This window comes from Microbacterium sp. NPDC056044, assembly GCF_042267145.1.
In the GTDB taxonomy this organism is placed as follows: Bacteria; Actinomycetota; Actinomycetes; order Actinomycetales; family Microbacteriaceae; genus Microbacterium.
In genome coordinates, this window is the sequence record NZ_JBHJWZ010000001.1 from 185,123 (window position 1) to 210,698 (window position 25,576).

The following is a 25,576-nucleotide window of genomic DNA, read 5'->3' on the forward strand; positions in this document are numbered from 1 at the left end:
ATGGCTCCCCGGCTGGTCAGCCCCGAGGAGGCGGTCGACGAGATCGCGCGGAGCGTGAAGCGGAGCCAGGCGGAGCGTGTCGTGGCGGAACTGGCAGGTGAGCCCCACCAGCCGCTCGTCTGCAGACTGCGCCCCGGCGTCAGCACGTCGGCAGACGTCGCTCGTCTCGGGTTCGAGTCCTGGCATGCGTGGCGAGCGCAGTGGAATCACGCGGCGATAGCGGATCTCGTCGGCGTGCGGTGCGTGTCGGCGGCGGTCACTGTGCGGGGTGTCCCGCACGAGGCTCCGCTCGAGCTGCAGGTCGACGATCTGGATGCGGCGTTGCGTCTCCTCGACCGGTTCGGTGCGCCACAGCCCGCCGTCGGGGTGGCCGAACTGAGAGCGGTGGGGGAGAGGCTCACGCAGGCAGGGGCCCGTGCGACCGCCGGGGAGCTGCGAGCCGTCGGCGGGCTCCCCGAGCCTGACTTCGACGCCCTGCTGTCCGCGATTACGTGGCTCCGGGATCATGACGATCTCGGGCAATGGACCGTGACGCAACTGCCCGTGCCGCACGTCCATACGAAGTGGATCGCGGACCACGAAGCCCTGGTCCGGAGGATCGCGGGTCGAGCGGTGCTCGACGAGGTGGAGCCTCGCCCGTCGATCGTGCATCTCACGTACGTCGATCCGACGTATCTCGCAACCGGTGGGCGTCGACACGATGCGTGGACGACGGGTGACACCCACCAGCTCGCCTACACGCCTCGCGTCGTCCTCGTCGTCGAGAACCGCGACTGCCGGCTGACGTTCCCCGAGATGCCCGGCACGGTCGTCGTGGAGGGTGAGGGAAGCGCCGCGTCGTCGTTGGCCGCGATCGACTGGATCGCCAACGCGGAGCGCGTCGTCTACTGGGGCGACATCGACTGCGACGGGTTCGCTATTCTCGATCGGTTCCGTGCGGAACTGCGGCAGCGCGGTAAGGCGCTCGACTCGATGCTGATGACCGAGCAGGCCCGCAGCGCGTACGCCGATCTCGGCGTGAACCACGACAAGCACGGCACGCGGCTGGGCCCCAGCCGTCGCCGGCTACACGAACTCACCGCCGAGGAGTCCGCGTGCTACGCGCACGTCGCGACCGCCGGCGACGTCGCGTTCCGCCGCATCGAGCAGGAGCGCATCCCGATGCCCGACGCGGCGATCGCCCTGACTCAGGTCCTCACGAGCGCTCCGCCGTCTCCCACGCCTCGCGCGTGAGGAATGCGAGCTGCCCGGACTTGCCGGGCAGCTCGACCTGCGGGCCGAGCGTGAAGCCGAAAAGGCGGGCGCGCGCCACGGCGCGGTCGTTGCCGACGTCGGGCTCGATCACGATGCGGTCGACGGCCGGCTGCGAGAACAGGAACGCCGTGATCACGTGCGCGACGCGGGTCGTGAAGCCGCGCACCGGCGCCCCGCGGTCGCCGAGGAGGAAGTGGATGCCGACATCCCCGGCCTGCGCGTCGTACACCTCTCCGAGCGGGTCGTTCTCGGGCTCGTAGGTCTGCAGCAGAACGATGGGCAGCCCGTCACGCCGGATCACGAACGCGTGATGGGTCGACAGCCCGTCGACATAGGCGTACACCTCGCCGAGCTCCCCGGCGCTGAGATCCCCGAGGCCCCAGAACCGCGCGGCCGGCGCCGTGACCCACCGGTGCACGACCTCCAGGTCGCCGACGGGGTCGAGCACGGCGACCTCGATGCGGCCGAGCAGGGGGTCGTCGGCCGTGTGGACGACGGCTCCGGCGGGCCCGCTCACGAGGCGGTCGGTGGTGAGGGCGGTCATGCGGCTCCTGTCGGGGCGTCGGGGCGGAGGCGGGCCCAGTCGGTGACGACCCGTGCGGGCCGCACCTCGGCCCACGCCGCCAGCTGATCGGCGAAGTGCGGTGAGGCGGGGTCCCCGGCAGCGCCGAACGGCACGCTCCACCGGCTGTTCTCGCGGTCGGCGAGGTCCCACGCCCATCGTGCGACCGACCCCCGCCACGAGCGGTCGGTGACCCCGGGGGTCGAGCCCGTGCAGCGCACGGCGTCGCCGTCTCCCGACAGCGGTACGTCCAGGGCCGCGCCCGGATCGACCGCCCCGCGCACGTCGGCGAGCACGTGAACGGGAAGAAGCCGATGCGTCGCGCCCCATTCCGCCGCGTCCGCGGCGTCGTCGAGCGCGGCCTCGACCAGCGCCCCGACGTCGTCCCGCAACGCAGGGTGCGCCAGCAGCCGGGCCAGTGCCGCGGCCACCTGTCCGGTCACCCCGAGCCACGGGTCGAACACCGCGCCGTACCCGTGGGGCGCGTGCAGCGCCGCCAGCGCGAGGTGGGCGGCGACACGTCGTACGAGGGCGGCTCGCCATGCCGCGAACATGCCGGCGGCGGTGGATGCTGCGTCCATCCGCCCGTCCCAGTCCGCGAGCGCATCCCGCACCGACGCGGCGCGTGGCGGCAGCGGCCCGCGCGGCACGAACCCGAGCAGCAGCGCGGCCGAGCCGCTCGCGGTGTCGCCCCACACGGGGCCGAACTCGTCCACCGATCCGGGTCGCAGCTCCTCGAGGAGCACACCGATGCGGTCCGCCCGGTGCGGCGACGAGTACGCCCACCCCAGGTCGATCTCCGCACGCGCCGGCCGCTCGTTTGCGTCCACCGCCACATCGGTCACGTCGAGTGGGCGCCCGCCCGCTCGATCCGCCACCGCGACCGCCCCCGCCGACTCGGCGAGCACCGGTAGCCGCCGCTCGCCCCGCGGCCGGTCCGGGGTCACCCCCACCGTCGCCGAGAGCACTGCACCGGAGCGGTCCGCCGCGAGCACGCGGTTCACCGGGTCCACCCAGCCCTCGAAGGCACCGACGACGTCCGCGGCCGACCGCGCCCGCAGCAGGCCCAGCAGTGCACCCGCCCCGAGGTCGGCGCTCGCCCGCGCCGGCATCCGCACGCTCCAGCCGACGAGCTCGTCGCCGTCGGCACGCAGGTCGGTGACCACCGTTCCCCGCTCCGTCTCAAGCGCCTCGACATCGACCGGCTCGCCGCCGCGCACCTGGATCACCGAGCGCTCGACGTCGACGCCGCGCCAGCCGTCCGGTCCGAGCGCCTCGTAGCCGGCGCTCACTCGTCGCAGGCGCTCGCGGAACACGTCGACGCTGTGCGCCATCGCGTTCGTGATGCCCCACGCCGCGTCGCCGGTGTGCCCGAAGTGCGGCACGCCGGGCACCCCCGGGAACGCGAGCCCGACCACATCGAACTCGTCGCACGCGAGCCGCACCTGCTGGTACACGCCGGGCAGCTCGAAGATGCGGTGAGGGTCGCCCGCGAGCAGCGGCAGCCCGCTGGCCGTCCGCGAGCCGTGCAGCGCCCATGCGTTGCTGCCCGACGTCGGCAGCGTCTCGTCGCCGCCGTCGCCGTACCCCGCGAACACGTCGACCCACGCGTCGCCGAGCGTCGCGGCGACGTGTGCGCGCCACAGCATCAGCGGGAGCGTCGAGAACAGCGCGTGCGCGACGTGCAGCACGCCGAGCGGATCGTGGTCCTCCCACGGCTCGAGCGGGCGCGCATCCCCGAACACCACGTCGAGCTCCCGGAACTCGGGCGCACCCGCACCGACCGCGGCCATGCCACGCCGCACCCCCGCCGCATAGCGGCTCACGAACGCGCGGGTCGCAGCATCCGTCCCCGCAAGCGACCGGCGCGCGGTGTCGTCGAGCCGTGCGCGCCGCGCGAAGACGTCCCACGCCACGCCGGCCTCGCCGATCAGCTCGGCGAGCCGGCCGGATGCGCGCAGCCGGTCGACCTCGATCTGCCAGCCGCGGTCGCGCGCGGTCACCTCTCCCTGTGCCTCGGCGAGTTCCCCGACGTCCGCCGCGCGGAGGTGGGGGATGCCGAGGTCGTCGCGATAGACCTCCGCCATGCCGTCAGACTCCCACAGGCTGCGGCACGGCGCGCGAGCGCGCGACGGGATTCGCCAGCGTGCCCGCGTACAGCAGCGACGCCGACTGATTCGCGAGGTCGACCATCTGCAGCGTGTTGCGCAGCTGCAGGCGGTTGAGGCACGAGTGCGCGAACGCGTCGGCCCGCAGATCCACGCGGGATCCGAGAGACGGATGCTGCGACCCGTGCTCGTCGATGATCTCGGCGGCGATGCGCCAGAACTCGCTCTCGGGCAGCGTGCCGTCGGTGTGCAGGATGCCGGCGAGGTGGCGCAGCACGCCGTCGAACACGTCGGTGAAGATCGCGAGCGCCTTCTCCTCATCGTCGACGGGCGAGATGATGCGGCGGACGTCGTCCGGCACGGCGCGCTCGGCGAGGAGCGCGACCTCTTCGCCGATGTCCTTCATGAACACGCCAGTGGGCACGTGCCCGTTCAGGATCAGGATGAGGTTCTCGCCGTGCGGCATGAACGCGAGGTCGTGCGCGAGCAGGCAGTGCACGAGCGGGCGCAGGTACACGCCGAGGAGAGCCCTCACCCACGCCTCGGCAGGCAGCCCCGATGCCCGCACGAGCGCGGTCGCGTACGACCGCCCCTCCGCATCGCGATGCAGCAGCGACGCCAGGGTCGCCAGCCGCTCGCCGGGCGCGATGAGCGGCACCGGGCTCTCGCGCCAGAGCGCGGCGAGCATCTTGCGGTGAGCGGACGGCGCGGGCGTGCGGTGGTACGCGTCGCCGGTGTACCCGATCGACGCACGCTCGCGCAGCACGCGGAACCCTGACTCCCGCAGCGTCGCGTCGCCGGCCACGAGCTCGGCGACCCAGTCGTTGATGCCGGGGGTCACCCGCATGTACGCCGGCGACAGGCCGCGCAGGAATCCCATGTTCTGCACCGCGAGCGCCGTCTTCACGTAGTGGCGCTCGGGGTGCGTGGCGTTGAACATCGTGCGCACCGACTGCTGCGCGCGGTACTCGTCGTCGCTCTCGCCGATGAGCACGAGATCGCGCCGCGCGATGTCGGGCGCGAACGTGATCGCGATCCGGTTCTCCCACTGCCACGGGTGCACCGGCAGCAGGTGGTAGTCCGCCGGATCCTCGCCGAGCTCGATCAGGCGCGCGGCGAAGCGTGCCCGTTCGACGGCCGACAGTTCACCGGAGACGAGGGATGCCTCGTCCAGGCCGGCGCCGAGCGCCAGATGGGACTGCGACCGCCGCGCCGCGAGCCACAGCAGGCGGAACGGGCGATCCGCCTCGGGCGCGTAGGCGGCGTGCGCCGAGACGCCGAAGCCGATGCGTCCGTTGTTCGCGACGAACCCGGGGTGCCCCTCGGTCATCGCGGACTCGATGGCCTGGAAGTCGGCGCTGAGCAGCTCGTCGGCCGAAGGGCCGCCCTGGGCGAGCTTGAACGCCGCGCTCGCCAGCGTGGACGCGATCTCTTCGAGGTAGATCGGCAGCAGCTGGTCCGACAGGCCGAGCACCGGCTGCAGCTCGAGGATGAACGCCTGCGCGTCGAGATCGGCGGGCTCGCCCTCAACAAGCCGACGCAGGCTCGCCTCGTCGACGACCCAGTGCTCGAGCGCCGTGCGGGCCGCCTCGAACCGGTACTGCACGTCGGCGTCCGGCACGACGACGCGCCAGCCCCCACCGGCGGTGGGCTCAGGCGACAGCAGCCGTTCGTGACTGAACTCGGCGATCGCCTTGGCGACGAGGTGGCGCTGGGCGGCGGCGAGGTGCGCGGGCGTGAGGTGGGCGGCGGCGGCGGTCATGCGGGGATCCCTGTTCGTGCGAATGCGGGCGCCGCGACGGCGGCGAGTTCGGAGCGGGCGAAGTCGTCGCGCGTGCAGACGGAGAGCATCGCGGTCTTGGTGTGGTCGCCGTCGTCGATCGAGACGTCGCGCAGCTCGACGAAGCCGGCGCGGACGTTCTTGCGGCGGATGCGCTCGTTGCGCGTGTCGGGTTCGACCACGACGCGTGCGGCGCCGAGCTCGTCGAAGCACCACGTCAAGACGGCCGCGAACACGGCGTCGGTCAGGCCGTGCCGGGGTGCGCCCGCGGGCGGTGCGATGAGCACGTGCATGCCGAGGTCGCCGGGAAGGGGATCATGGATGCCTCGGAGCAGCACCTGCGCCGGGTCGTACGTCTCGGCGAAGAAGGCCGGAACCCCGTCGACGAGCCCGAGCCAGGCATCCTGGCGCGGGTCGGCGACGACGCCCGCGAGGTAGTCGCGCACGGCGGGGACGTCGAGTCCGGCCATGCCCCAGAACGCGGCGTGCGGATCGGCGAGCCACCGCTGCAGCAGGATCGCGTCGCGCTCCGCGTCGGCCGCGACGATCGAGGTCGCGAACGTCACCGGGCCGCCCCGACCGTCGCGGGAACATCGACCGGCACCCCGGCCGGCACCCCGAAGTCCTGGAACGCGATGCGGCGCTCGATCGGATACACCTCGCGGCCCGCGATCGAGGCGAGGATCGACGAGTTGCGCCACGCGCCGAAGCCGAGATCGGGCGCGGTGAGGCCGTGCGTGTGCTCTTCGCCGTTCTGCACGAACACGCGGCCGTGGCCGCCGTCGACGCTGTAGTCGCGCGCGACGGCGAGGCGGCCGAGCACGTCGTGGTCGAGGCGGTCGGCGATCGGCGCCAGGAACGGCGGCGTCTGCGCCGCGTACCCGGTGGCGAGCACGAGCGACGCGGTCTCCCGCTGGTACTCGCGGTCGACCTGCGAGTGACGCAGCCGCAGCCGGTAGCTCGAGCCGTCCCACTCGGCGGACGTCACCTCGGTGTCGGTCAGGAGCGTCGTCGGCACCGGGCCGTCGGCGCTCAGCCGGTAGAGGGTGTCGTAGATGTCGTCGATGAGGTCGGCCGAGATGCCCTTGTAGAGGCTTCGCTGCTCGCGGCCGAGGTGCTGACGGATGCCGATCGGCAGTGCGTGGAAGTGGTCGGTGTACTCCGGCGACGTCATCTCGAGCGTGAGCTTGGTGTACTCCATCGGGAAGAACCGGGGCGACCGCGTGATCCAGTCGAGCCGGTAACCGCCGTCCCGCGCGCCCTCGAGCAGGTCGCGGTAGATCTCGGCGGCCGACTGCCCGCTGCCGACCACGGTGATCGATCCCGACGCGCGCAGGGCGTCGCGCCGGTCCAGATACTCGGAGCTGTGGATCAAGGGCCCGTCGAGGCCGCGCAGAGCGGCGGGGATCACCGGCTGCGTGCCGACGCCGAGCACGACGTGGCGGGCGCGCAGCTCGCTCACCTCGCCGGTGTCGGTGCGCATCGCGCGCACGACATAGGTGTCGTCGGCGGGCTCGTGCTCGACCGCGATCACCTCGTGGTTCCAGCGCAGGTTCGGCAGCTGAGCGGCCGCCCACCGGCAGTACGCGTCGTACTCGGTGCGTAGGGCGTAGAAGCTCTCGCGGATGTAGAAGGGGTACAGCCGTCCGGTCTGCTTCAGCCAGTTCACGAACGAGAACGGCGACGTGGGGTCGGCCATCGTGACGAGGTCGGCGAGGAACGGCACCTGGATCGTGGCACCGTCGATCATCATGCCGTGGTGCCAGCGGAAGCCGTCTTCGCGGTCGAGGAACACCGCGTCGAGCCCGGTCGGCGCGGTCAGGCACGCCAGCCCGAGGTTGAACGGACCGATCCCGACGCCGACGAGGTCGTGCACGCGCGCGCTCATGCGGACGCCTCCGCACCCGCGAGCGCCTCATCCAACGCGGGCGCGATGCCGGCGAGGGTGGTGGCGGCATCCTTCACCATCGCGAGGATCTGGCGGATGTCGTCGAGCGTGGTCTCGGGATTGAGCAGCGTCAGCTTGAGGCACGGGCGCCCGTCGATCACGGTCTTCGCGACGAGCGCGCGGCCCGACTCGAAGAGCACGCGTCTCACGCCCGCCACGAGAGCGTCGCGCGCCGCGTCGTCGACGCCGGCGGGGAGCACCCGGAACAGGACGGTGCTGAGCTGCGTCCGCCCGACGAGCTCGAGCTCGGGGTCTGCGTCGATCTCATCGCCTACCGCCACAGCGAGATCGATGACCGTGTCGAACATCTCGCCGACGCGGTCGGCGCCCAGCGCGCGCAGTGTCACCCAGAGCTTCAGCGCGTCGAAGCGGCGCGTGGTCTGCAGCGACACGTCGACCTGGTTCGGCTCGTCGTTCTCGAGCGGGTTGAGGTAGTCCGCGTGCCACGCGCCCGCCGCGAGGTCGCGGGGCTCGCGCACGAGGATCGCGCTCGACGAGACCGGCTGGAAGAAGCTCTTGTGGAAGTCGACGGTCACCGACCGCGCGCGCTCGACGCCCGCGAGCAGGTGCCGGCGGCGCGGCGACACGAGCAGTCCGCAGCCGTATGCCGCATCGACGTGCAGCCAGACGCCCTGCGCGTCGCAGACGTCCGCGATCGCCGCGACCGGGTCGATCACGCCGCGGTCGGTCGTGCCGGCGGTCGCCACGACAGCCATCGGAAGGCGACCGGATGCTACGGCCTCGGCGATCGCGAGCGCCAGGGCCGCAGCATCCATCCGTCCTTCGCCGTCGTCGGCGACCTCCACGACCGCGTCGTCGGCGAGGCCCAGCAGGAGCGCCGACTTGCCGACGCTGAAGTGGCTCGATGCCGTCGCGAAGACCACGAGCCGCGCAAGGGCGCGCGGGCGCGACAGGGGAGTCGTGGCCAGCGCTGCCTCGCGGGCCAGGAGCAGGGCGTGCAGGTTCGACTGCGTGCCGCCGGACGTGAAGACGCCGCTGCCGTGGGTGAAGCCGACGAGGTCCCCGGCCCACGCGATGAGCCGCCGCTCGATGAGCGTGCCGACCGCGGACTGGTCGTACGTGTCGACCGACGTGTTGACAGCGGCGAGCACGGTCTCGGCGGCCACCGCGGGGAGGGCGACCGGGCAGTTGAGGTGGGCGGCGTAGGCGGGGTGGTGGAACCACACCGCGTGCTCGAGGAACAGGGCGTCGATCTCGCGGATGGCGCGCTCCGAGCCGACGCCGTCGCCGTCCAGGCGCACGCCGTCGACGAGCTGCTGCAGCTCGGTGCGGGCGGCGCCCGAGAACGGCTGGGTCGTGTTCTCGAAGCGATCGGCGACCTGGGACGAGGCCTGGGCGATGAGGGTACGGTAGGTGTCCGCGGTGGAACGTGTGAGGAGATCGAGCACGGGGGAGGGCTCCTTCGGTTAGGTTTGCCTTGCCTAACTAAGCCCATCTCGAGGAGTGTGTCAACGTGCGGTCGTAACAGTCACCACGCCCGATGCCCCGTCGACGGTCACCTCGGTTCCGGTCGTGATCGCCTCGGTCGCGCGGGGCACTCCGACGACCGCGGGAATGCCGTATTCGCGCGCGACGACGGCGCCGTGGCTGTTGGCGCCGCCCATCTCCATGACCAGTCCGCCAGCAGTGAGGAACAGCGGCGTCCACCCCGGATCGGTCGACGGCGCGACCAGGATCTCGCCGGGCTCGAGCTGTGCGCCGACCGGGTCGAGGATCACGCGCGCGGGCGCGGTGACGGTTCCGGCCGACGCCGGGGTGCCTCGCAATGCACCGGGCTGATCCGCTGCGTCCCCGGTGCTGACGGCCTCCGGTTCGGTCCCATCCGACAGCAGCATCCGCGGCACATGGCGGCGCCCGAGCTCGGCGTCGTAGCGCTCCCGCCGCTCGGCGACCGTCGCGCGCAGGTCGGTGCCCGCGGCTGCCCGCTTCGTCTCGTCGAAGTCGAGGAAGAACACGTCGCCCGGCTCCGCGATCCGGCCGGCGTCCGCGAGTTCGGTGCCGATGGCGACCAGCTCCGCCCGCGCGCGCCGCATCGCGATGATCACGAGGTACTTCGGCATCTCGCGCATGCCGACGAGCGCCCGCGCGCGACGCAGGCAGAACCCGACGACGGCGGCGCGCATCCGGCCGCGCACCCGTGCGCGCAGGACGAGCGTGCGCACCATCGCCTCGGCATCCCGCGCGCGGGCGGCGAAGTGCTGCGCGGGGGTCGCGGCATCCCGATCCAGGCGCAGGTAGCCCGCCAGCACACCGAACAGGTGCGCGGGATCTTCGGCCCAGCGCGGCATGCCGAGGTCGATCTCGGCGACGGCGCGGTGCCCGTAGCGGGCGAGGAAGTTCGCCATCGCGCGCTGCAGCACGGCGGGCAGAGCACCGGCGAGGTAGGCGGCGGCGAGATCGTCGGCCGCGCGGGTCCGCAGCGCCTCGGCCGATGCAGGGTCGCGCCGCGCGCGCACGGCGACGTCCCACAGTTCGAGGTCCATCTGGGTCGTGACGTTGTCGGGCGCGCTGCGCAGCACCGTCTGCAGGTCGCCGGGGGCGCTCGAGCCGCGCAGCAGGCGGCCCGCGAGTCCCAGCATCCCGAATCCGACGACCGCGCCGGGAAGGCTGCGGGGCGCCAGCGGCATCGCGCCGAACAGCAGTTCGACCACCCCGTCGACACGCGTCGCGATGTCGCCGTCGGCAGGGATCTCTCTCGCGCGCACGTCCCGGGCGAGCCTCCCCACCCGCCGCTGGGCGGCGGCGGGACTGAAGAGCGCCTGCCCGACGAGGAGCGGGAGACGGATGCGGGCGGCCAGATGCACGAAGCCGCGCGCGAAGCGCCGGCGCGAGCGGGGCAGCACCGAGAAGCGCGGATCGCCGAACAGCCCGCGCAGCACCACCGCCGACCGCGCCTCCATCACGTCGAGCGCGCGCGGGAAGATCTCGCGGCCGACGGCTGATCGCACGACGGGCGTCGCGTCGAGGAAGATCCGGTCGCCGCCGATCGCGAACGCGCCCGGGCCGTCGACGATGCGGGCGGGACGGCGTCCGATGAGGTCGAGGAAACCCGAACCGATCACGCGGAATGCGGCGATCCCCATCGGGGTGAGGGGGCGGTGCAGTCCCTGCGCGAGGCTGACGCAGAAGTAGACGCGGGTCTCGGCGGCCGGCAGGCGCTTGTCGCGCACGGGCACGGGGAACAGCGTGGTGATGGGCCGGGACTGCGTGAGCCACAGGTGCCCGTCGGCGTCGAGCGCCCACTCGATGTCCTGCGGGCTCCCGAACGAACGCTCGACCCGGTCGCCGAGCCCCACCAGCGCCCGCACCTGGGCATCAGTGAGGCTCGCCGGGCCGTCGTCCGGCCCGCCACCCGCCCGCCGCTCCAGGATCCGCCCGGTCGCCGTGTCGACGACGAAGTGGTCCGGGTCGACCGAGCCGGAGACCACGGCCTCGCCGAGGCCGTGCGCCGAGTCGAGCACCGCCTGCCGCCGCCGGCCGGTCACCGGGTCGGCGGTGAACAGCACGCCGGCAGACGACGCGTCCACCATCCGCTGCACGACGACCGCGACCGCGACGCCCGTGCCGTCGACGCCCTGCGCGGCTCGATACGCGACGGCGCGGTCGGTCCACAGCGACGCCCAGCACCGGTGCACGGCGTCGAGCACGCCGTCGATGCCTGTCACATTCAGGTACGTGTCCTGCTGCCCCGCGAAGCTCGCGCCGGGCAGGTCCTCCGCGGTCGCCGACGACCGCACGGCCACCGGTCCACCGCCCGGCTCCAGCTGCGCGTACGCCGCCCGCACCGCGTCGGCCACCTCTTCGGGGAACGGCGTCGCGAGCACCGCCGCACGGGCGGCCGCGGCATCCGTCAGCGTCCCCGACTCCACCGCCGATCCACGCACCGCCTGCCGGTACGCGTCGGTGGTGACGCAGAAGCCGGGCGGCACGTCGAAGCCCGCCCGGATCAGCTCGCCGAGGTTCGCCGCCTTGCCGCCGACTCTCGCGAGGTCGTCGGCCGACAACTGCGCGAGATCGACCACGACGCCGCCCTCAGGCAGTGAGCTGGACGCGGCCATCTCGTCGTCCTCCCGGCCGATGCGGTCCACGGATGTGGACTCAGGTGCAGAATCGCACTCCGCGCACCGCGCCACAAGATCGGCGGGTCACTCGCTCCAGGCTCCCTCGATGGGGACGTCGCGTCCGAGTACCCGCGACGCCGCGCGGTGGCCCGACAACATGGCGGCGGGCACGGTCGCGGGGTCGTCGGTCCACGTCGCCTCGCCCGCGAGGTGCAGCACGCCGCCGATCGGCGTCGCGAGGTCGTCGTGGTCGGCCGTCGTCGAGCCGACCGTCATGTACGCGTACGAGCCGTGCGACCACGGGTCGTCCTGCCAGTCCGTGACGTGCACGTAGGTGGGCTTCTCGACGCGGTCGCCGTACAGGCGCCGCAGCTGCACGAGGATCGACTCGACGATCTCGTCTTCGGTCCAGTCCCACGTCTCGACGGCGGCGGGTCCGGCGGCGAACGTCAGCAGCGTCGGCGTGCCGTCGAGCGGCGTGAGGTCGTACCACGAGTGCCACCAGCGGCTCTCGGGTCCCTGCTGGCGTATGGCGTAGACGTCGTCGTCCCAGAACTTCGCCGGGAACCGCAGGAACACCTTCTCGAACGCGTTCATCGTGAGCCGGCTGAGCGCCCCGGCGACGGGCTCGGGCAGCGGCGGCTCGATGGCGAAGTCGTCGGACTGCAGCACGCCGACCGGCACCGTGACGATCGCGGTGTCGGCGGAGAACAGGCCGTGATCGGTCGTGATCAGCACGCCTTCGGACGACCACTGCACGGCGGTCACGACATGGATGAGGCGGATGTCGAGCCCCTCGGCGAGCCGTCGCGGCAGGCGATCGTACCCGTCGGGGAAGACGACCTCGTCGCCGTCGATGGAGTCGTCGTCGAGGCCGTGGGCGGCGAGGTCCTCGATCCATGCGCCGTACTGCTCCTCGGACCGGTGCTCGAGGTACTCGCGCACGCGCTGCGTGCGCTCCGCGTCCCACCCCTGTGCGGCGAGCGCGTCGTCGGTCACGTCGCGGTACGAGGCGTCGCGAGCGGAGGCCGCGACGACGTCGAGCAGCGTCCTGTCGACGGCGTGGATGTCGTCGATGAAGACCCGGGTCGCAGCATCCGTCAACCGCGTCCCGTCGGGTCCGTAGTACGCGATGGGGCGGCTGTCGGGCTGGTAGCCGCCGACGGTGAACTCGACCGTGCGCATGCCGAACGCCTCGGCTGCCGCCGCGACGGGGGAGCCGGTGATGCCATGGATCCACGAGGCGCCCATGTCGGTCACCGTCCCCGGGAAGTGGCGGTCGGTCGAGACGCGCCCGCCGACGCGGTCGCGCGCCTCGAGCACCACCACGCGGCGGCCGGCCTTGGTCAGAAGTCGGGCCGCGGTCAGGCCCGCGACCCCCGCACCCACGACGATCGTGTCGAAATGATCCATGTCAGAGTTTGTACCCGATCGCGCGCAACAGTTCCTTGCGGTCGGCGACATCCTGCTCGGTCTCGACGCCCAGCGGCGGCTGCCCGTCGACGACGCCCGCGACACCGCGGCCCGCGTCGGTCACCGCGACGAGCATCTGTACGGGGTTGGCGGTCGCGCAGTAGATCGTGCAGACCTCCGGCACGGCTTTCACCTGGTTGAGCACGTTCACCGGGAACCCGTCGCGCAGCATGATCACGAACGCGTGACCCGCGCCGATCGCCAGCGCCGCATCGACCGCGAGTGCGACGAGGGCGTCGTCGTTGCCCGTGCGACGCACGAGACGGACACCGGATGCCTCGCAGAACGCGACCCCGAACCGCAGCGTGCCGCCGACCCCGGCGAGCGCCTCGTGCAGATCCTCGACGGTCTTGATGAAGTGCGACTGGCCGACGATGACATTCACATCGTCTGGCTTGTCGAGCGGAACGACCTCGATGTCGACGGCCATGGGAGACCTCCTCCGTCAGCGCCCAGCCTAGACGCGCGCTGCCCTGCATAGGGAGGTGGCTGCGGTCGATGCGCGGTCCTCGTTCGATACTCGGGGCCTAGCCGCGCCCGCGATGGTGTGCCATACAGGAGGGGGACGATCCGCGACAGCTCTGGGGGCAGCGGTACCCGGGACGTATCAAGGGGCGGAAGGGACGCTCCTTTGTCGATGGACACCCGTCAACAAGGGAGCAGCTATGCGCATCACGTACCGGATCATCGCCTATGTCATCTGCGGCCTCGTCGCGCTGCAGGCGGCATCTCACGCGTGGGCCTCCGCCGGCCTCGGCGTCTACCTCGCGGAGGGAGGCGTCGTCGACGGCACCGCTGTCGAGGGCCCGCCGCCGTTCCCGGAGGTCACCGGCTTCATCATCCACGGCATGAACGGCATGTTCGTCATCCCGGCCCTGGCTCTGATCCTCCTGATCATCTCGTTCTTCGCCAAGGTGCCGCACGGCGTCGTGTACGCGGTCGTCGTGTTCGGGCTCGTCCTCCTGCAGGTCACGCTCGGGCTCCTCGGGCACGGCGTCGCGTTCCTCGGATTCCTGCACGGCATGAACGCGCTGCTGCTCTTCACTGCGGCGCTGCTCGCGGGGCTGAACGCCAAGCGCCGGACCGTCGAGCCGGCCGGCGTCGCCTCGGTGCCCAGCACGACCGGTGCCACGGCCTGACAAGACGACCGCCTCGAGCCGATGGGCGCGTCTCGCCCGTCGGCTCGGCGCGGTCGTGGGCGTGCTCGCCCTCCTCGTCGTCGGGTGGGCGTGGTGGACGAGCATCCTCCCCGGTTCGTACTCGGTGATGTCGATGGGAAGACCCGACTTCGGCGGGGGAACCGAGGTGGGCCATCATGCGGACGCCGCCGCGCACACCGCGCACGCGGCGGGCGAGGATTCCCTCGCCGAAGAGCTGCCCGACGCGACCGAGCCTCCCGACGTCGACGTCACGACTCTCACCGCCGACCCCGACCGGCCCGCCGACGTGCGGGTCGAGCTCGTCGCGCGCGCCGAGCGGATCACCCCGGCCGGCGGTCAGCCGTTCGACGGGTTCACGCTCAACGGGCAGACGCCGGGGCCGACGATCCGCGCGACCGTGGGCCAGCTGATCGAGGTCGAGCTGCGCAACGAGGACGTCCCCGAGGGGATCACGGCGCACTGGCACGGCGTCGACGTGCCGGGGGCGATGGATGGTGTCGCCGGCGTCACGCAGGACGCCGTGCTGCCCGGCGAGACCTACACGTACCGCTTCGTCGCCGAGCAGGTCGGCACGTTCTGGTACCACTCGCATCAGCTGTCGCACTCCCAGGTCATCGGCGGTCTGTTCGGCGCCCTCGTGCTCGAGCCGGAAGGGGAGATGGATGCTGCGGCCGACGCGGTCGCGCTGATGCACACGTATCCCGGTGGTCAGCGCACGCTCAACGGTGAGGCCGGAGAGGTGCGCCAGACGGCGGCCACGGGCGACGTCGTGCGCGTGCGCCTGATCAACACCGACAACTCGCCCACGGTCGCGTGGGTCACGGGGTCGGACTTCCGCGTGCTCGCCGTCGACGGCACGGAGCTGCACGCGCCGACGCCGGTCGAGGATCTCAAAGTGGGCGTCACCGCCGGGGGGCGCGCCGATCTCGAGGTGCGGGTTCCCGCGAGGGGCGCGGTGCGCGTTCAGGTCCCGGGCGGGTCGCTGGTGATCGGGCCCGACGGCGCTGACGCGCCCACCGCATCGGCGCCGCGCGAAGCGGTGGATCTGCTGTCGTACGGGTCGCCGGTGCCCGCGGGCTTCGACGCCGAGCACCCCGACCGCGTCTTCGACTACGACATCGGCCGGCTTCCCGGCTTCCTCGACGGATTGCCCGGCTATTGGTGGACCATCAACGGCGGGATCGTCCCGAGCGTGCCGATGTACATGGTCGAAGCCGGCGACGTCGTGGTGATGCGCGTCTCGAACGGCAGCGGCGAGGTGCACCCGATGCACCTGCACGGTCATCACCTGCTGGTGCTCTCCCGCGACGGCGTGGCGTCGACAGGAAGCCCGTGGTGGGTGGACTCGCTCGACGTGCAGCACGGCGAGTCGTTCGAGGTGGCGTTCGTGGCCGACAACCCGGGCATCTGGATGGACCACTGCCACAACCTCGCGCACGCGTCCGAGGGGCTCATGACCCACCTCGCCTACGCGGGAGTGACGACGCCGTTCCGGCTCGGCCGCGACACCGGCAACGACCCGGAATGAGGCGGGCCGCCGGTCTCACGCCTGGGTGAGGAGCAGCCGGCACCGGTGCGCCGTCACGAAGGGCTCCAGGCGCTCGAGTTCGAGCGGGCCCTCGGTGTGCAGCAGCACGTCCTGCACGAGCCGCGCGTGCACGCCGCACACGAGGGCGCGGTCCTCGTCGATCATGTCGTGGTACCGGCAGGGCGCGAGGTCGAAGGTGAGCGTCTGCTCGTCCACCGCCGGGTCGAGGCCCGCGTCGTCGAGGTGCTCGTACAGCACGTCGAGCTGCCGCGCCGCCTCGGCGGGAAGCGGCGGAGCCTCGCTCGACGTCACGGCTCGCAGCATCCGTCCCCGTGTCTCGGCGCCCTCGACGCGCGCGCTCGCCGCATCGCTGGACGCCGACTCGCGCACGGGGTGGAACACCACCGGCGGCCGCCCGCGGACGCCGACCTGGAGGGTCTCGCTGCGGATGAGCCCCTCGTCCTCGAGCACCCGCAGGTGGTCGCGGACGGTGTTCAGCGGGATGCCGCACTCCGAGGCGAGCTCGCCGGCGCGGCGCCCGGGCACGCGCTGAATCGCCCGCAGCAGCTGCAGGCGACGGGGCTGGGTGAGTCCGCGGAAGTCGTGCGCGCGGCGGGGCATGGCTCCAGGGTAGGCGGGCGGTCGCGGCCGAGCCTGGGGATGGACCGGATAAAACCGGTGGAACGCGCTCCGCTCATCGCGCGGACCGACGAGAGTCGAGGGCGACCGGTCCGGTCCGAGAAAGGAACCCCATGCAGCTCTCACCGGAGTCCGAAGCCATCGTCCGCGCCACCGCGGGTGTCGTCGCCGCCCACGCCGAAGAGATCACGAAGGTCTTCTACCCGGCGATGTTCGCCGCCCACCCGGAACTCCTCCGCGTCTTCAACCGCGCCAACCAGGCCGTGGGGGAGCAGCCCAAGGCGCTCGCCGCGTCGGTCGTCGCCTTCGCGGTGCAGCTCATCGACCCGGACGCCCCGGACTTCACCCCCGTGATGCGCCGGATCGCCCACAAGCACGTCTCGCTCGGCATCCAGGCGCGCTCGTACCTCGTCGTCGGGCACCACCTCCTGGAGGCCGTCGGCACGGTGCTCGGCGATGCGGTGACCCCCGAGGTGAAGGCCGCGTGGGACGAGGTCTACTGGCTGTTCGCGACCTCCCTCATCGCCGAGGAGGCCAAGCTCTACGCCGAGGGCGGCACCGACCCCGAGCAGCCGTGGCGCGGCTACCGGGTGGTCGAGCGGTTCGAGGAGTCCGACGACGTCTTCTCGCTCCTGCTCGCGCCGGTCGCGGGCGAGGTGCCGTCGCACCACACCGGGCAGTACGTCGCGATCGCCGTCGACCTGCCCGACGGCTCGCGCCAGCCGCGCCAGTACACGATCTCGTCGGGCCCGCGCGGCGACTCGCTCCGTGTCACGATCAAGCGCGTGCGCGGCGTCGACGGCAACCCCGACGGCCAGGTCTCGACGTGGCTGTACGAGAACGCCGAGCCCGGCACGGTGCTCGACGTGTCGCAGCCGGCCGGCGACGTCGTGCTCGACGACTCGGACCAGCCGCTGGTGCTGGTGTCGGCCGGGATCGGCATCACCCCGGTCGCCGCGATCCTCGAGGACCTCTCGCGCCGCCAGCCCCGACGGACCGTGCGCCTGTTCCACGCCGACCGCGCCCACGACACGCACGCGCTCTACTCGTCGCTGCGCCGTCAGGTGCTTGCGATGGACGACGCGAAGGCGCAGAACTGGTACGAGACGGATGCTGCGACCGCCCCCACCCTCCACCCGGCGCGGGAGGGGTTCATGGACCTCGCCGACGTCGAGCTGCCCGACGGCGCGACGGTGTTCATGTGCGGCCCGCGGCCGTTCATGCGCAACTCCCGCGCGACGCTGATCGCCCGCGGCATCCCGAGCGAGCGCATCCACTACGAGGTCTTCGGCCCGGACCTCTGGGCACAGAACCCCGAAGGCGCCGCCGCCTGACGACGTCGGGCGACCTACCGCCCGTTCGGCCTCGGTGGGACCATGAACCATGGCGACCGAGGCCGACGGGGACGGCGCCGAGAGCGACGCCGTTCTCGCGCGCCGGCTGCAGATCCTCGCCACCGAGCACTGGGGGCTGCTGGCCGCCCGCAGCACCGCGCAGAGCGAGGTGCTCACCCGCATCACGATCTACCTGACCCTCGTGTCGGCCGGGCTCGTCACGATCGGCCTGCTCGGGCAGGCGACGAAGTTCGCGTCATGGTTCCCGGTCGCCGCCCTCGGCATCCTCGGCTTCCTCACCGTCGTCGGGCTCCTCACCCTCATGCGCGTCCTCAGCGTCTCGGAGGAGGACATGATGTTCGTCGTCGCGATGAACCGCATCCGCGGCGCGTACGCCGAGGTCGATCCCACCGCGGCGGCAGCGTTCCTCGCCTCGACGCACGACGACGAGCTCGGGATGCGCGTGACGTATTCGTTCCTGCGTCACCGCGGCGCCCTGGAGCAGGTGCTCGCGTCGTCCGCGATCCTGAGCATCCTCGTCACGGCGTCCGTCGCCGGCATGTTCACCGGCGGACTGTGCGCAGCGGTGGGCACGCCGATCGGGGCAGCCGTGACCGTCGGCATCGTCGTGGGGCTCGTGGTCGGCGCGGGCGCGGTCTGGTACGCCGGCTACCGCTTCACCTCGGTGTGGAAGTCCTACACGCCGTTGCGCCCGAGCGAGGGCCCGCCGCGGCACTGGGCGCGGCCAGGACGGTGACTCCCGTGGGAGCCTGAGGCGGATGGCCTCGCATCACACGCCCTGATCACCGCGCTCGCGGCCCGGTGAAGCGCGGGTTCACCCGGTGATCGAGCCGAGCGGCTGGGGGATGCCGCCGCCCGCCGGTCGGAGCGTGCGGGCGTAGTCCTCCTTGAGCACCGCGAGGTGGAACCACGCCTCGACGCCCGAGACGCCGGGGATCGCGCGGATCCGCTCGAGGCTCGCGTACAGCGCGCCGGCCGACGGTTCGACGAGCGTCGTCACCACGTCGAAGCGGCCGAGCGTGCGGGCCGCGAAGTCCACGCCCCGCCACGTGCGCAGCGCCTCGGTCACGCGGTCGTCCGTGCCGGCGAGGTTGAGGCCGACGCCCATCGACAGCTGCCGGTGCACCAAGCCGCGCGCCTCGACGGCGCTGATCTTGATGACGCCGCCGTCGACGAGCCGCTGCACGCGCGTCGTCACGGCCGACGGGGAGAGGCGCACGGCCTCGCCGAGGGCGCGGTAGCTCTTGCGGCCGTCGCGCTGCAGCTGCTCGATGAGCGCGGTGTCGATCGCGTCGATCGTGACGTCGCCGTGGTACTCCGACACGAAGAATCCCTTGACGACGTCGGTGTAGATGAGGGTGTTGATGTCGGCGACGCCGGGCAGCGCCCGGATCTGGGCGAGCAGGTCGTGCAGCGCCGGCATCGACCCGAGCCGCACCTCGGTGACGAGGTCGTACGCGCCGCCCACGGCCGAGACCAGCACGGTCTCTCTCAGACCCCGCAGGTGCTGCGCCACCGGCTCGACCCCGCCCTGGGTGCGGATTGACACGTGGGCGAGTACGTGCTGCCCGAGGAACACCGGGTCGACCGCCGCGACGACCCGAACGGTGCCGTCGGCGAGCATCGCGTTCAGCCGCGTCGAGACAGCGGAGCGCGACTGACCGAGGCGGCCTGCCAGCGTGTGGATGCTGGCCCGGCCGTCGACCTGCAGCTCGCGGATGAGCTCGGCGTCGAAATCCATCGCGATCCTCGAATTCGTCGATTTCCCTGGGAACGCACGACCGCGCGTACAGAAGACGAGTCTAGAACCGCTCGAACAGGACGCGACAAGTGATTCTGTGCAACTCGTCAGACAGAACCCCAGTCGAACGCGCCGAGCGCTGGAGTTCTGCCCTTGCCAGCGGCATCCGTTCGTCCTTAGCCTTCATCGCATCCCCGATACATCCGCAAAGGAGCGGTCATGACTTCCACCTCCAGCAGGGCGCGGCGCGCAGGCATCGCCGCGTTCGTGGGAACCACCATCGAGTGGTACGACTTCTACGTCTACGCGACCGCCGCCGCGCTCGTGTTCGGGCCGCTCTTCTTCCCGAGCGGCGACCCGCTCGCCGAGACCGCCGCCGCCTTCGCGACGTTCGCCGTGGCCTTCCTCGTGCGTCCGCTCGGCGGCATCATCTTCGGCCACATCGGCGACAAGCTCGGGCGTCGCGTCTCGCTCGTGATCACGCTCCTGCTGATGGGCGTCTCGACGGTGCTCGTCGGCTGCCTCCCCACCTACGAGGCGATCGGCATCGTGGCCCCGATCCTCCTCATCCTGCTGCGCGCCCTGCAGGGCCTCGCGGTGGGCGGCGAGTGGGGCGGCGCGGTGCTCATGAGCGTCGAGCACGCGCCGGCCGGCAAGAAGACCTTCTACGGCGGCTTCACGCAGCTGGGCAACCCCGCCGGTGCGCTGTTGGCCTCGGGCATCTTCGCGATCATGTCGCGCTTCGGCGACGACTTCATCATGAACGGCGGATGGCGCATCCCGTTCCTGCTCTCGATCGTGCTGGTCGCCGTCGGCTTCTGGGTGCGGTACCGCGTCGAGGAGTCGCCGGTCTTCGAGCAGAAGATCGAGGGCCGCAAGCAGACCATGCCGCTCGCGTTCGCACTCCGCGTCAACTGGAAGCCGATCCTCCTCGGCATCGGCCTGCTGCCGATCTCGACCGGCGGCTACTACCTGGCCACCACCTTCGCGACCTCGTACGCGACGAGCGAGCCGATCAGCATGAGCCCGCAGCTGATCCTCGACGCCATGACCATCGCCTCGTTCATCGAGTTCGTCGTGACGCTCCCGGTCGCGTGGCTCGGCGACAAGTGGGGCCGCAAGAACATCATGTACATCGGCCTGGTGACATCGGTGCTCACGTTCGTGCCGTTCATGCTGGTGCTCCCCGGCAAGGTCGAGCCCGTCATCTTCCTGCTCGCATCGCTCGTGCGCATCGCGATGAGCGCCACCTACGCGCCCATCGCCGCGATCCTCGCGCAGATGTTCCGCCCGCAGGCGCGCTACACGTCGATCGCCCTGTCGTACGGCGTCGGAGCGGCGATCTGGGCCGGCTTCTCGCCCTGGTTCGCGACCATGCTCATCGCGTGGACGGGCAGCGTCTGGTCGGTCATCTTCATGTTCATCGGCATGGCCCTCCTCGCCGGCCTCTGCACCTGGCTCGCACCGCAGCACTCCGACGAGGCGCCCGTGACGGACTCGTTCACGCCGCGCACCGACACGACAGCCGCACGCACGATCTGAGGAGATCCGCCGCCATGAGAAAGCTCGCCCCCTTCGACCGCCCCGCGCAGCAGACCCCGCGCCTCGTGATCGCCGGTGCCATCCACACCGTCGACGCGCAGGGCAGCACCGCCACCGCGATGCTGACCGACCGCGGCCGGATCGTCGCGATCGGCACGACAGCGGAGTGCCGGGATGCTGCGGCCGCCCTCCGCCTGGACCCCGAGGTCGTCGACCTCGGCGACGCGGTCGTCGTGCCGGGCTTCGTCGATGCGCACGCCCACCCGCTCATGTACGGCCAGCTCATGACCTGGGTGGACTGCGGTCCCGAGAAGGCCGCGAGCATCCCCGAGATCGTCGCGCTCCTGAAGGCCGCGGCGGCCGAGCTGCCCGAGGGCCGCCCCGTGCGGGGCTATGGCTACGAGCACCGCAATCTCGCCGAGCAGCGGCATCCGTCCCGATTCGAACTGGACGAGGTCGCGACCGACCGCGAGGTGTACCTCATGAACGCGTCGGGCCACGGGGGCGTCGTGAACTCGTACACGTTCGAGCTCAACGGCGTCGACCGCGACACCCCGAACCCCGAGGGCGGCGAGATCTTCCGTGACGCGGACGGCGAGCTGACGGGAGAGATCTCGGATGCCGCGTGCAACATGCTCACCGGCGTCCACGGCGTGAAGATCGGCCACCACGGTCCGAACTTCCACCTCGCCGACGAGCCGGAGGAGCACCTGCGCCAGCTGGACGTCGCCACGCAGCGCTTCCTCGCCGGGGGAGTGACGACGATCGGCGACGCGCAGGTGTCGCGTCGTGAGTTCGACATGTACCTGCGGCTCGCCGAGGCCGGGCGCCTGGAGCTGCGGGTCTCGATGTACCTGCTGTCGCACCTGCTCGACGAGGCGCTCGAGATGGGCCTCGTCGGCCAGTTCGGCAACGCGCACCTGAGCTTCGCCGGCATCAAGCTCTACGCCGACGGCACGCTGGGCGGCTGGACGGCCTACTTCCCCGACGGCTACGTCGGCGACCCCTGCCGCACCGGTCAGCTGTACCACGAGCCCGCCGAGTACACCGCGCTCATCCGCAAGGCGCACGCGGCAGGGCTCCAGACCGCGACGCACGCGCAGTCCCCGACGGCGATCGAGATGGTCGTCTCGGCGATCGAGGCGGCGCTCGCCGAGCACCCCGACGACGACGCCCGCCACCGCATCGAGCACTGCGGTCTGCCGACTCCGGAGCAGATCCGGCGCATGGCGGCAGCCGGCATCCGTCCCGTCAACCAGACCCAGCACTACTTCAACTGGGGCGAGGGCGTCGAGCAGGCTATCGGCACGCCGGGGGAGCGGTTCAACCCGCTCGGCGAGTTCGAGGCGGCGGGGGTGCCGTTCACGATCTCGTCCGACGCGCCGGTGGCCGAGCCCATCCCGCTCGAGGCGATCCAGACCGCGGTCACCCGGGTGACGCGCCGCGGGCACAAGCTCGGTCCCGACAACCTGCGGGTGTCGGCGGATGCCGCGCTCCGGGCGCACACGTACGAGGGCGCCGTGTCGCTCGGCCGCGAAGACGACCTGGGTTCGCTCGAGGCCGGCAAGTACGCCGACTTCGCGGTGCTCGGGGCCGACCCGCTGGCGGTCGACGCGAGCGAGATCTCGCAGATCCCGGTGCTCGAGACGTGGGTCGCGGGCGAGCGCCGGTACGCGATGGCGCGCGTCGAGGCGCTGACGTGAGCGCCGACGCCGCCGGGCAGTACGCCGACACCACGGGGCGCGCCGTGCTCGAGACCGTGCGCAACTACGGGGTGACCGCCGTGTTCGGCATCCCCGGCACCCACAACCTCGAGCTCTACCGTCCGCTCGCCGACCTCGGCCTGCGTGCGGTGACCAACCGCCACGAGCAGGGCTCGGGCTACGGCGCCGACGGCTGGGCGCAGCAGACCGGGCTGCCCGGCGTCGTCATCACGACCTCGGGGCCGGGCCTGCAGAACGCGATGAGCGCGATCGGCACCGCATTCTGCGAGTCGCGGCCGCTCCTGGTGATCTCGCCCGGCGTGGCGCTCGGGGCCGAGTTCCGCGACGTCGGCACGCTCCACGAGACGAAGGACGCGACCGCGATGGTCGGCGCGATCGCCGAGTGGTCGCGGCGCGTCACGAGCGCGACGGATGCCGTCGACGCCGTGCACGACGCGTTCGCGCTGTTCCGCACCGGGCGGCCGCGTCCGGTGCACATCGAGATCCCGTTCGACGTGCTCGAGGCTCCGGCGAATGTGCCGGCAGCAGCTCGTGAAGCCCGCCCGGCTCCCGCGCCGGTTCGCGGCCACACCAGCGCCGTGCGTGACGCGGTGAAGCTGCTGATGGATGCTGCGCGCCCGGTGATCGTCGCCGGCGGCGGCGCCACCCACGCCGGCCGCGCGATCACGGCACTCGCCGAGCGACTCGGCGCCCCGGTCGTCACGACCCTCAACGGCAAGGCCACCGTCGACGAGCACCACCCGCTGTCGCTGGGCTCGAACCTGCGGCTCGAGGCCGCCCGCCGGGTCGCCGAGGACGCCGACGTGCTGCTCGTGCTCGGCTCGAAGCTCGGCGAGGCGGAGCTGTGGGCGCCGCGGCTCGAGGCGCGCGGCGCGGTGATCCGCGTCGACATCTCGGCCGCGCAGCTGCACAAGAACCTCGACGCCTCCATCGGCATCGTGGGGGACTGCACCGCCGTGGTCGAGAACCTGCTCGCCGCTCTTCCCGACAGCCCTCGCGCTCCCCGTGACGTGACCGCCGACCGGGAGGCGATCGCGGCCGAGACCGCCGCGATCCTCCCTGAGACGGTGGCGCTCGCCGAGACCATCGCCGCGGCGCTGCCGCACGACGCGATCGTCGCCGGCGACTCATCGCAGATCGTCTACATGGCGCTCGCGAACGTGCTGCGGCAGTCGTGTCCGCACTCTCTCCTGTACACCCCGACCTACGCGACGCTCGGCTACGGCCTTCCGGCGGCGATCGGCGCGCGCATCGCCCAGCCCGCCGAGGGCGGCCGGCCCGTCGTCGCCGTGGTCGGCGACGGCGCGCTCATGTTCTGCGTCAACGAGCTGGTGACCGCGGTCGAGCAGCGCCTCGACCTCACCGTCGTGTGCGTCGACAACGGCGGGTACGCAGAGATCAAGCAGAACGAGGTGGATCGCGGCATACGTCCCGTCGGCGTCGACCTCGTGCAGCCCGATTGGGTCGCCCTCGCGAACGCGTTCGGGGCGACGGGCCGGCGCGCGGCGAGCCCCGACGACATCGGGTCGGCGATCACCGAGGCGATCTCCGCCGGCGGCGTGCAGCTCGTCCACATTCCGCAGGACGGCGGGGCGCAGCATCCGTCGACCGCATCTTCCACCCCGAGAGGTGAGTCATGACCGACAACCACGAGCCCGTCGGCCCCGTCGACGCGTCCGTCTACCCGCGCTACGCGGGGATCGCCACCTTCGCGCGCCTGCCGCGCATCGAGGAGGTGCCGCGCGCCGACCTCGCGATCGTGGGCATCCCGTTCGACACCGGCGTCAGCTACCGGCCCGGCGCGCGGTTCGGCCCCTCCCACGTGCGCGAGTCGTCGCGGCTGCTGCGTCCGTACAACCCCGCGCAGGACGTGTCGCCGTTCGCGGCGGCGCAGGTCGTCGATGCCGGCGACATCCCGGCGAACCCGTTCGACATCGGCGAGGCCGTCGCCGACATCGAGACCGCGGCGACGGCGCTCGGCGAGCGCGTGGATCGCATCGTCACCGTCGGCGGCGACCACACGATCGCGCTCCCGCTGCTGCGCGCCGTGAACAAGAAGCACGGGCCGGTCGCGGTGCTGCACTTCGACGCGCACCTCGACACGTGGGACACGTACTTCGGCGCGCCGATCACCCACGGGACGCCCTTCCGCCGCGCGAGCGAGGAGGGTCTCATCGACCTCACCGCGAGCTGCCACGTCGGCACGCGAGGCCCGCTGTACTCGAAGCAGGATCTCGACGACGACGAGCGCCTCGGCTTCTCGATCGTCTCGAGCGTCGACATCGAGGAGCGCGGCATCGAGGCCGCCATCGAGCGCGTACGGCGCCGCGTGGGCGAGAAGCCGCTGTACATCTCGATCGACATCGACGTGCTCGACCCCGCCCACGCCCCCGGCACCGGAACCCCCGAGGCCGGCGGGATGACGAGCCGGGAACTGCTCCGGATGCTGCGAGCCCTCAGCGACCTGAACGTCGTGGGTGCGGACGTGGTCGAGGTGTCGCCCGCGTACGACCACGCCCAGCTCACCGGCATCGCGGCGAGCCACGTCGTGTACGAGCTCGTCACGATCATGGCCGCTCAGATCGAGGCCACGCGGGGTGAGTCGTAGCGTGCACCCTGCCCGGTGACAAGCCCCTCCACAGGGCGTTCTGCCCGCCGCAGGCTGGGAGGACCCCAGAAG

20 protein-coding genes are annotated in these 25,576 nt (G+C 72.0%); 9 read left to right on the forward strand and 11 right to left on the reverse strand.

From position 1 onward, the window contains the following. Positions 1-1,233 (forward strand): Wadjet anti-phage system protein JetD domain-containing protein, encoded by a 1,233-nt coding sequence (locus tag ACFC1I_RS00820; protein ID WP_376005862.1) that lies wholly within the window; start codon positions 1-3, stop codon positions 1,231-1,233. On the opposite strand, the gene ACFC1I_RS00825 is transcribed toward ACFC1I_RS00820, so the two are convergent. From ACFC1I_RS00825 to ACFC1I_RS00865, 9 genes are read right to left on the reverse strand one after another with little or no spacing between them, the layout of a single operon-like run. Next, the gene (locus ACFC1I_RS00825; protein WP_376005864.1) at positions 1,196-1,798 is read right to left on the reverse strand and encodes a GNAT family N-acetyltransferase; all 603 of its coding nucleotides are present in this window, start codon (positions 1,796-1,798) and stop codon (positions 1,196-1,198) included. The two genes, ACFC1I_RS00820 and ACFC1I_RS00825, sit on opposite strands and share 38 nt — an antisense overlap. After that, positions 1,795-3,903, reverse strand: coding sequence for a penicillin acylase family protein (locus ACFC1I_RS00830; RefSeq protein ID WP_376005865.1), 2,109 nt, complete (start codon positions 3,901-3,903; stop codon positions 1,795-1,797). The genes ACFC1I_RS00825 and ACFC1I_RS00830 overlap by 4 nt, the downstream gene beginning before the upstream one ends. Before the next feature lie 4 nt (positions 3,904-3,907). Continuing rightward, complete coding sequence (locus tag ACFC1I_RS00835; RefSeq protein ID WP_376005867.1) at positions 3,908-5,686, reverse strand: IucA/IucC family protein; 1,779 nt, start codon at positions 5,684-5,686, stop codon at positions 3,908-3,910. Further along, positions 5,683-6,270, reverse strand: a complete 588-nt coding sequence (locus ACFC1I_RS00840; RefSeq protein ID WP_376005868.1) for a GNAT family N-acetyltransferase — start codon at positions 6,268-6,270, stop codon at positions 5,683-5,685. Before ACFC1I_RS00840 ends, ACFC1I_RS00835 begins: the two co-directional genes overlap by 4 nt. Continuing rightward, positions 6,267-7,592, reverse strand: a complete 1,326-nt coding sequence (locus ACFC1I_RS00845; RefSeq protein WP_376005869.1) for a lysine N(6)-hydroxylase/L-ornithine N(5)-oxygenase family protein — start codon at positions 7,590-7,592, stop codon at positions 6,267-6,269. Before ACFC1I_RS00845 ends, ACFC1I_RS00840 begins: the two co-directional genes overlap by 4 nt. Continuing rightward, a complete protein-coding gene (locus ACFC1I_RS00850) occupies positions 7,589-9,061 on the reverse strand; it encodes a pyridoxal phosphate-dependent decarboxylase family protein (protein WP_376005871.1) in 1,473 nt (490 codons plus the stop codon). Before ACFC1I_RS00850 ends, ACFC1I_RS00845 begins: the two co-directional genes overlap by 4 nt. 60 nt (positions 9,062-9,121) lie before the next feature. After that, positions 9,122-11,761, reverse strand: coding sequence for a PEP/pyruvate-binding domain-containing protein (locus tag ACFC1I_RS00855; protein ID WP_376005873.1), 2,640 nt, complete (start codon positions 11,759-11,761; stop codon positions 9,122-9,124). A gap of 57 nt (positions 11,762-11,818) precedes the next feature. After that, on the reverse strand, positions 11,819-13,147 hold the full coding sequence (locus ACFC1I_RS00860) for a flavin monoamine oxidase family protein (RefSeq protein WP_376005874.1): 1,329 nt from the start codon (positions 13,145-13,147) through the stop codon (positions 11,819-11,821). Between the two features lies 1 nt (position 13,148). Then, positions 13,149-13,637 carry an adenosine-specific kinase gene (locus tag ACFC1I_RS00865; RefSeq protein ID WP_376005875.1) on the reverse strand — a complete coding sequence of 163 codons (489 nt, stop codon included), beginning with the start codon at positions 13,635-13,637 and terminating at the stop codon, positions 13,149-13,151. A 235-nt stretch (positions 13,638-13,872) separates the two neighbouring features. Here ACFC1I_RS00865 and ACFC1I_RS00870 point away from each other — a divergent pair, with 235 nt between their 5' ends. Together ACFC1I_RS00870 and ACFC1I_RS00875 are read left to right on the forward strand one after the other, a co-directional pair. Then, positions 13,873-14,346 (forward strand): hypothetical protein, encoded by a 474-nt coding sequence (locus ACFC1I_RS00870; protein ID WP_376005877.1) that lies wholly within the window; start codon positions 13,873-13,875, stop codon positions 14,344-14,346. Beyond that, positions 14,333-15,895, forward strand: a complete 1,563-nt coding sequence (locus ACFC1I_RS00875; RefSeq protein WP_376005879.1) for a multicopper oxidase family protein — start codon at positions 14,333-14,335, stop codon at positions 15,893-15,895. The genes ACFC1I_RS00870 and ACFC1I_RS00875 overlap by 14 nt, the downstream gene beginning before the upstream one ends. Positions 15,896-15,910: 15 nt before the next feature. Here ACFC1I_RS00875 and ACFC1I_RS00880 read toward each other — a convergent pair whose 3' ends face one another. Then, complete coding sequence (locus ACFC1I_RS00880; protein ID WP_376005881.1) at positions 15,911-16,516, reverse strand: helix-turn-helix domain-containing protein; 606 nt, start codon at positions 16,514-16,516, stop codon at positions 15,911-15,913. Between the two features lie 131 nt (positions 16,517-16,647). Between ACFC1I_RS00880 and ACFC1I_RS00885 the strand changes: the two genes are divergently transcribed. Further along, the gene (locus ACFC1I_RS00885; protein ID WP_376005883.1) at positions 16,648-17,868 is read left to right on the forward strand and encodes a globin domain-containing protein; all 1,221 of its coding nucleotides are present in this window, start codon (positions 16,648-16,650) and stop codon (positions 17,866-17,868) included. Between the two features lie 49 nt (positions 17,869-17,917). Continuing rightward, complete coding sequence (locus ACFC1I_RS00890; protein ID WP_376005885.1) at positions 17,918-18,625, forward strand: hypothetical protein; 708 nt, start codon at positions 17,918-17,920, stop codon at positions 18,623-18,625. Between the two features lie 78 nt (positions 18,626-18,703). Here ACFC1I_RS00890 and ACFC1I_RS00895 read toward each other — a convergent pair whose 3' ends face one another. Next, entirely contained in the window at positions 18,704-19,630 is a 927-nt protein-coding gene (locus ACFC1I_RS00895) for an Lrp/AsnC family transcriptional regulator (RefSeq protein WP_376005887.1), read from the reverse strand. Between the two features lie 219 nt (positions 19,631-19,849). On the opposite strand from ACFC1I_RS00895, the gene ACFC1I_RS00900 reads away from it, so the two are divergent. The 4 genes from ACFC1I_RS00900 to speB are packed head-to-tail and all read left to right on the forward strand — an operon-like array spanning position 19,850 to position 25,504. Beyond that, entirely contained in the window at positions 19,850-21,172 is a 1,323-nt protein-coding gene (locus tag ACFC1I_RS00900; RefSeq protein WP_376005888.1) for an MFS transporter, read from the forward strand. Between the two features lie 14 nt (positions 21,173-21,186). Then, positions 21,187-22,875: an amidohydrolase gene (locus ACFC1I_RS00905; RefSeq protein ID WP_376005890.1), complete on the forward strand. Its 1,689-nt coding sequence runs from the start codon at positions 21,187-21,189 to the stop codon at positions 22,873-22,875. Then, positions 22,872-24,536 (forward strand): thiamine pyrophosphate-binding protein, encoded by a 1,665-nt coding sequence (locus ACFC1I_RS00910; RefSeq protein ID WP_376005892.1) that lies wholly within the window; start codon positions 22,872-22,874, stop codon positions 24,534-24,536. The genes ACFC1I_RS00905 and ACFC1I_RS00910 overlap by 4 nt, the downstream gene beginning before the upstream one ends. After that, complete coding sequence (speB, locus tag ACFC1I_RS00915) at positions 24,533-25,504, forward strand: agmatinase (protein WP_376005894.1); 972 nt, start codon at positions 24,533-24,535, stop codon at positions 25,502-25,504. The genes ACFC1I_RS00910 and speB overlap by 4 nt, the downstream gene beginning before the upstream one ends. Positions 25,505-25,576: the final 72 nt, after the last annotated feature.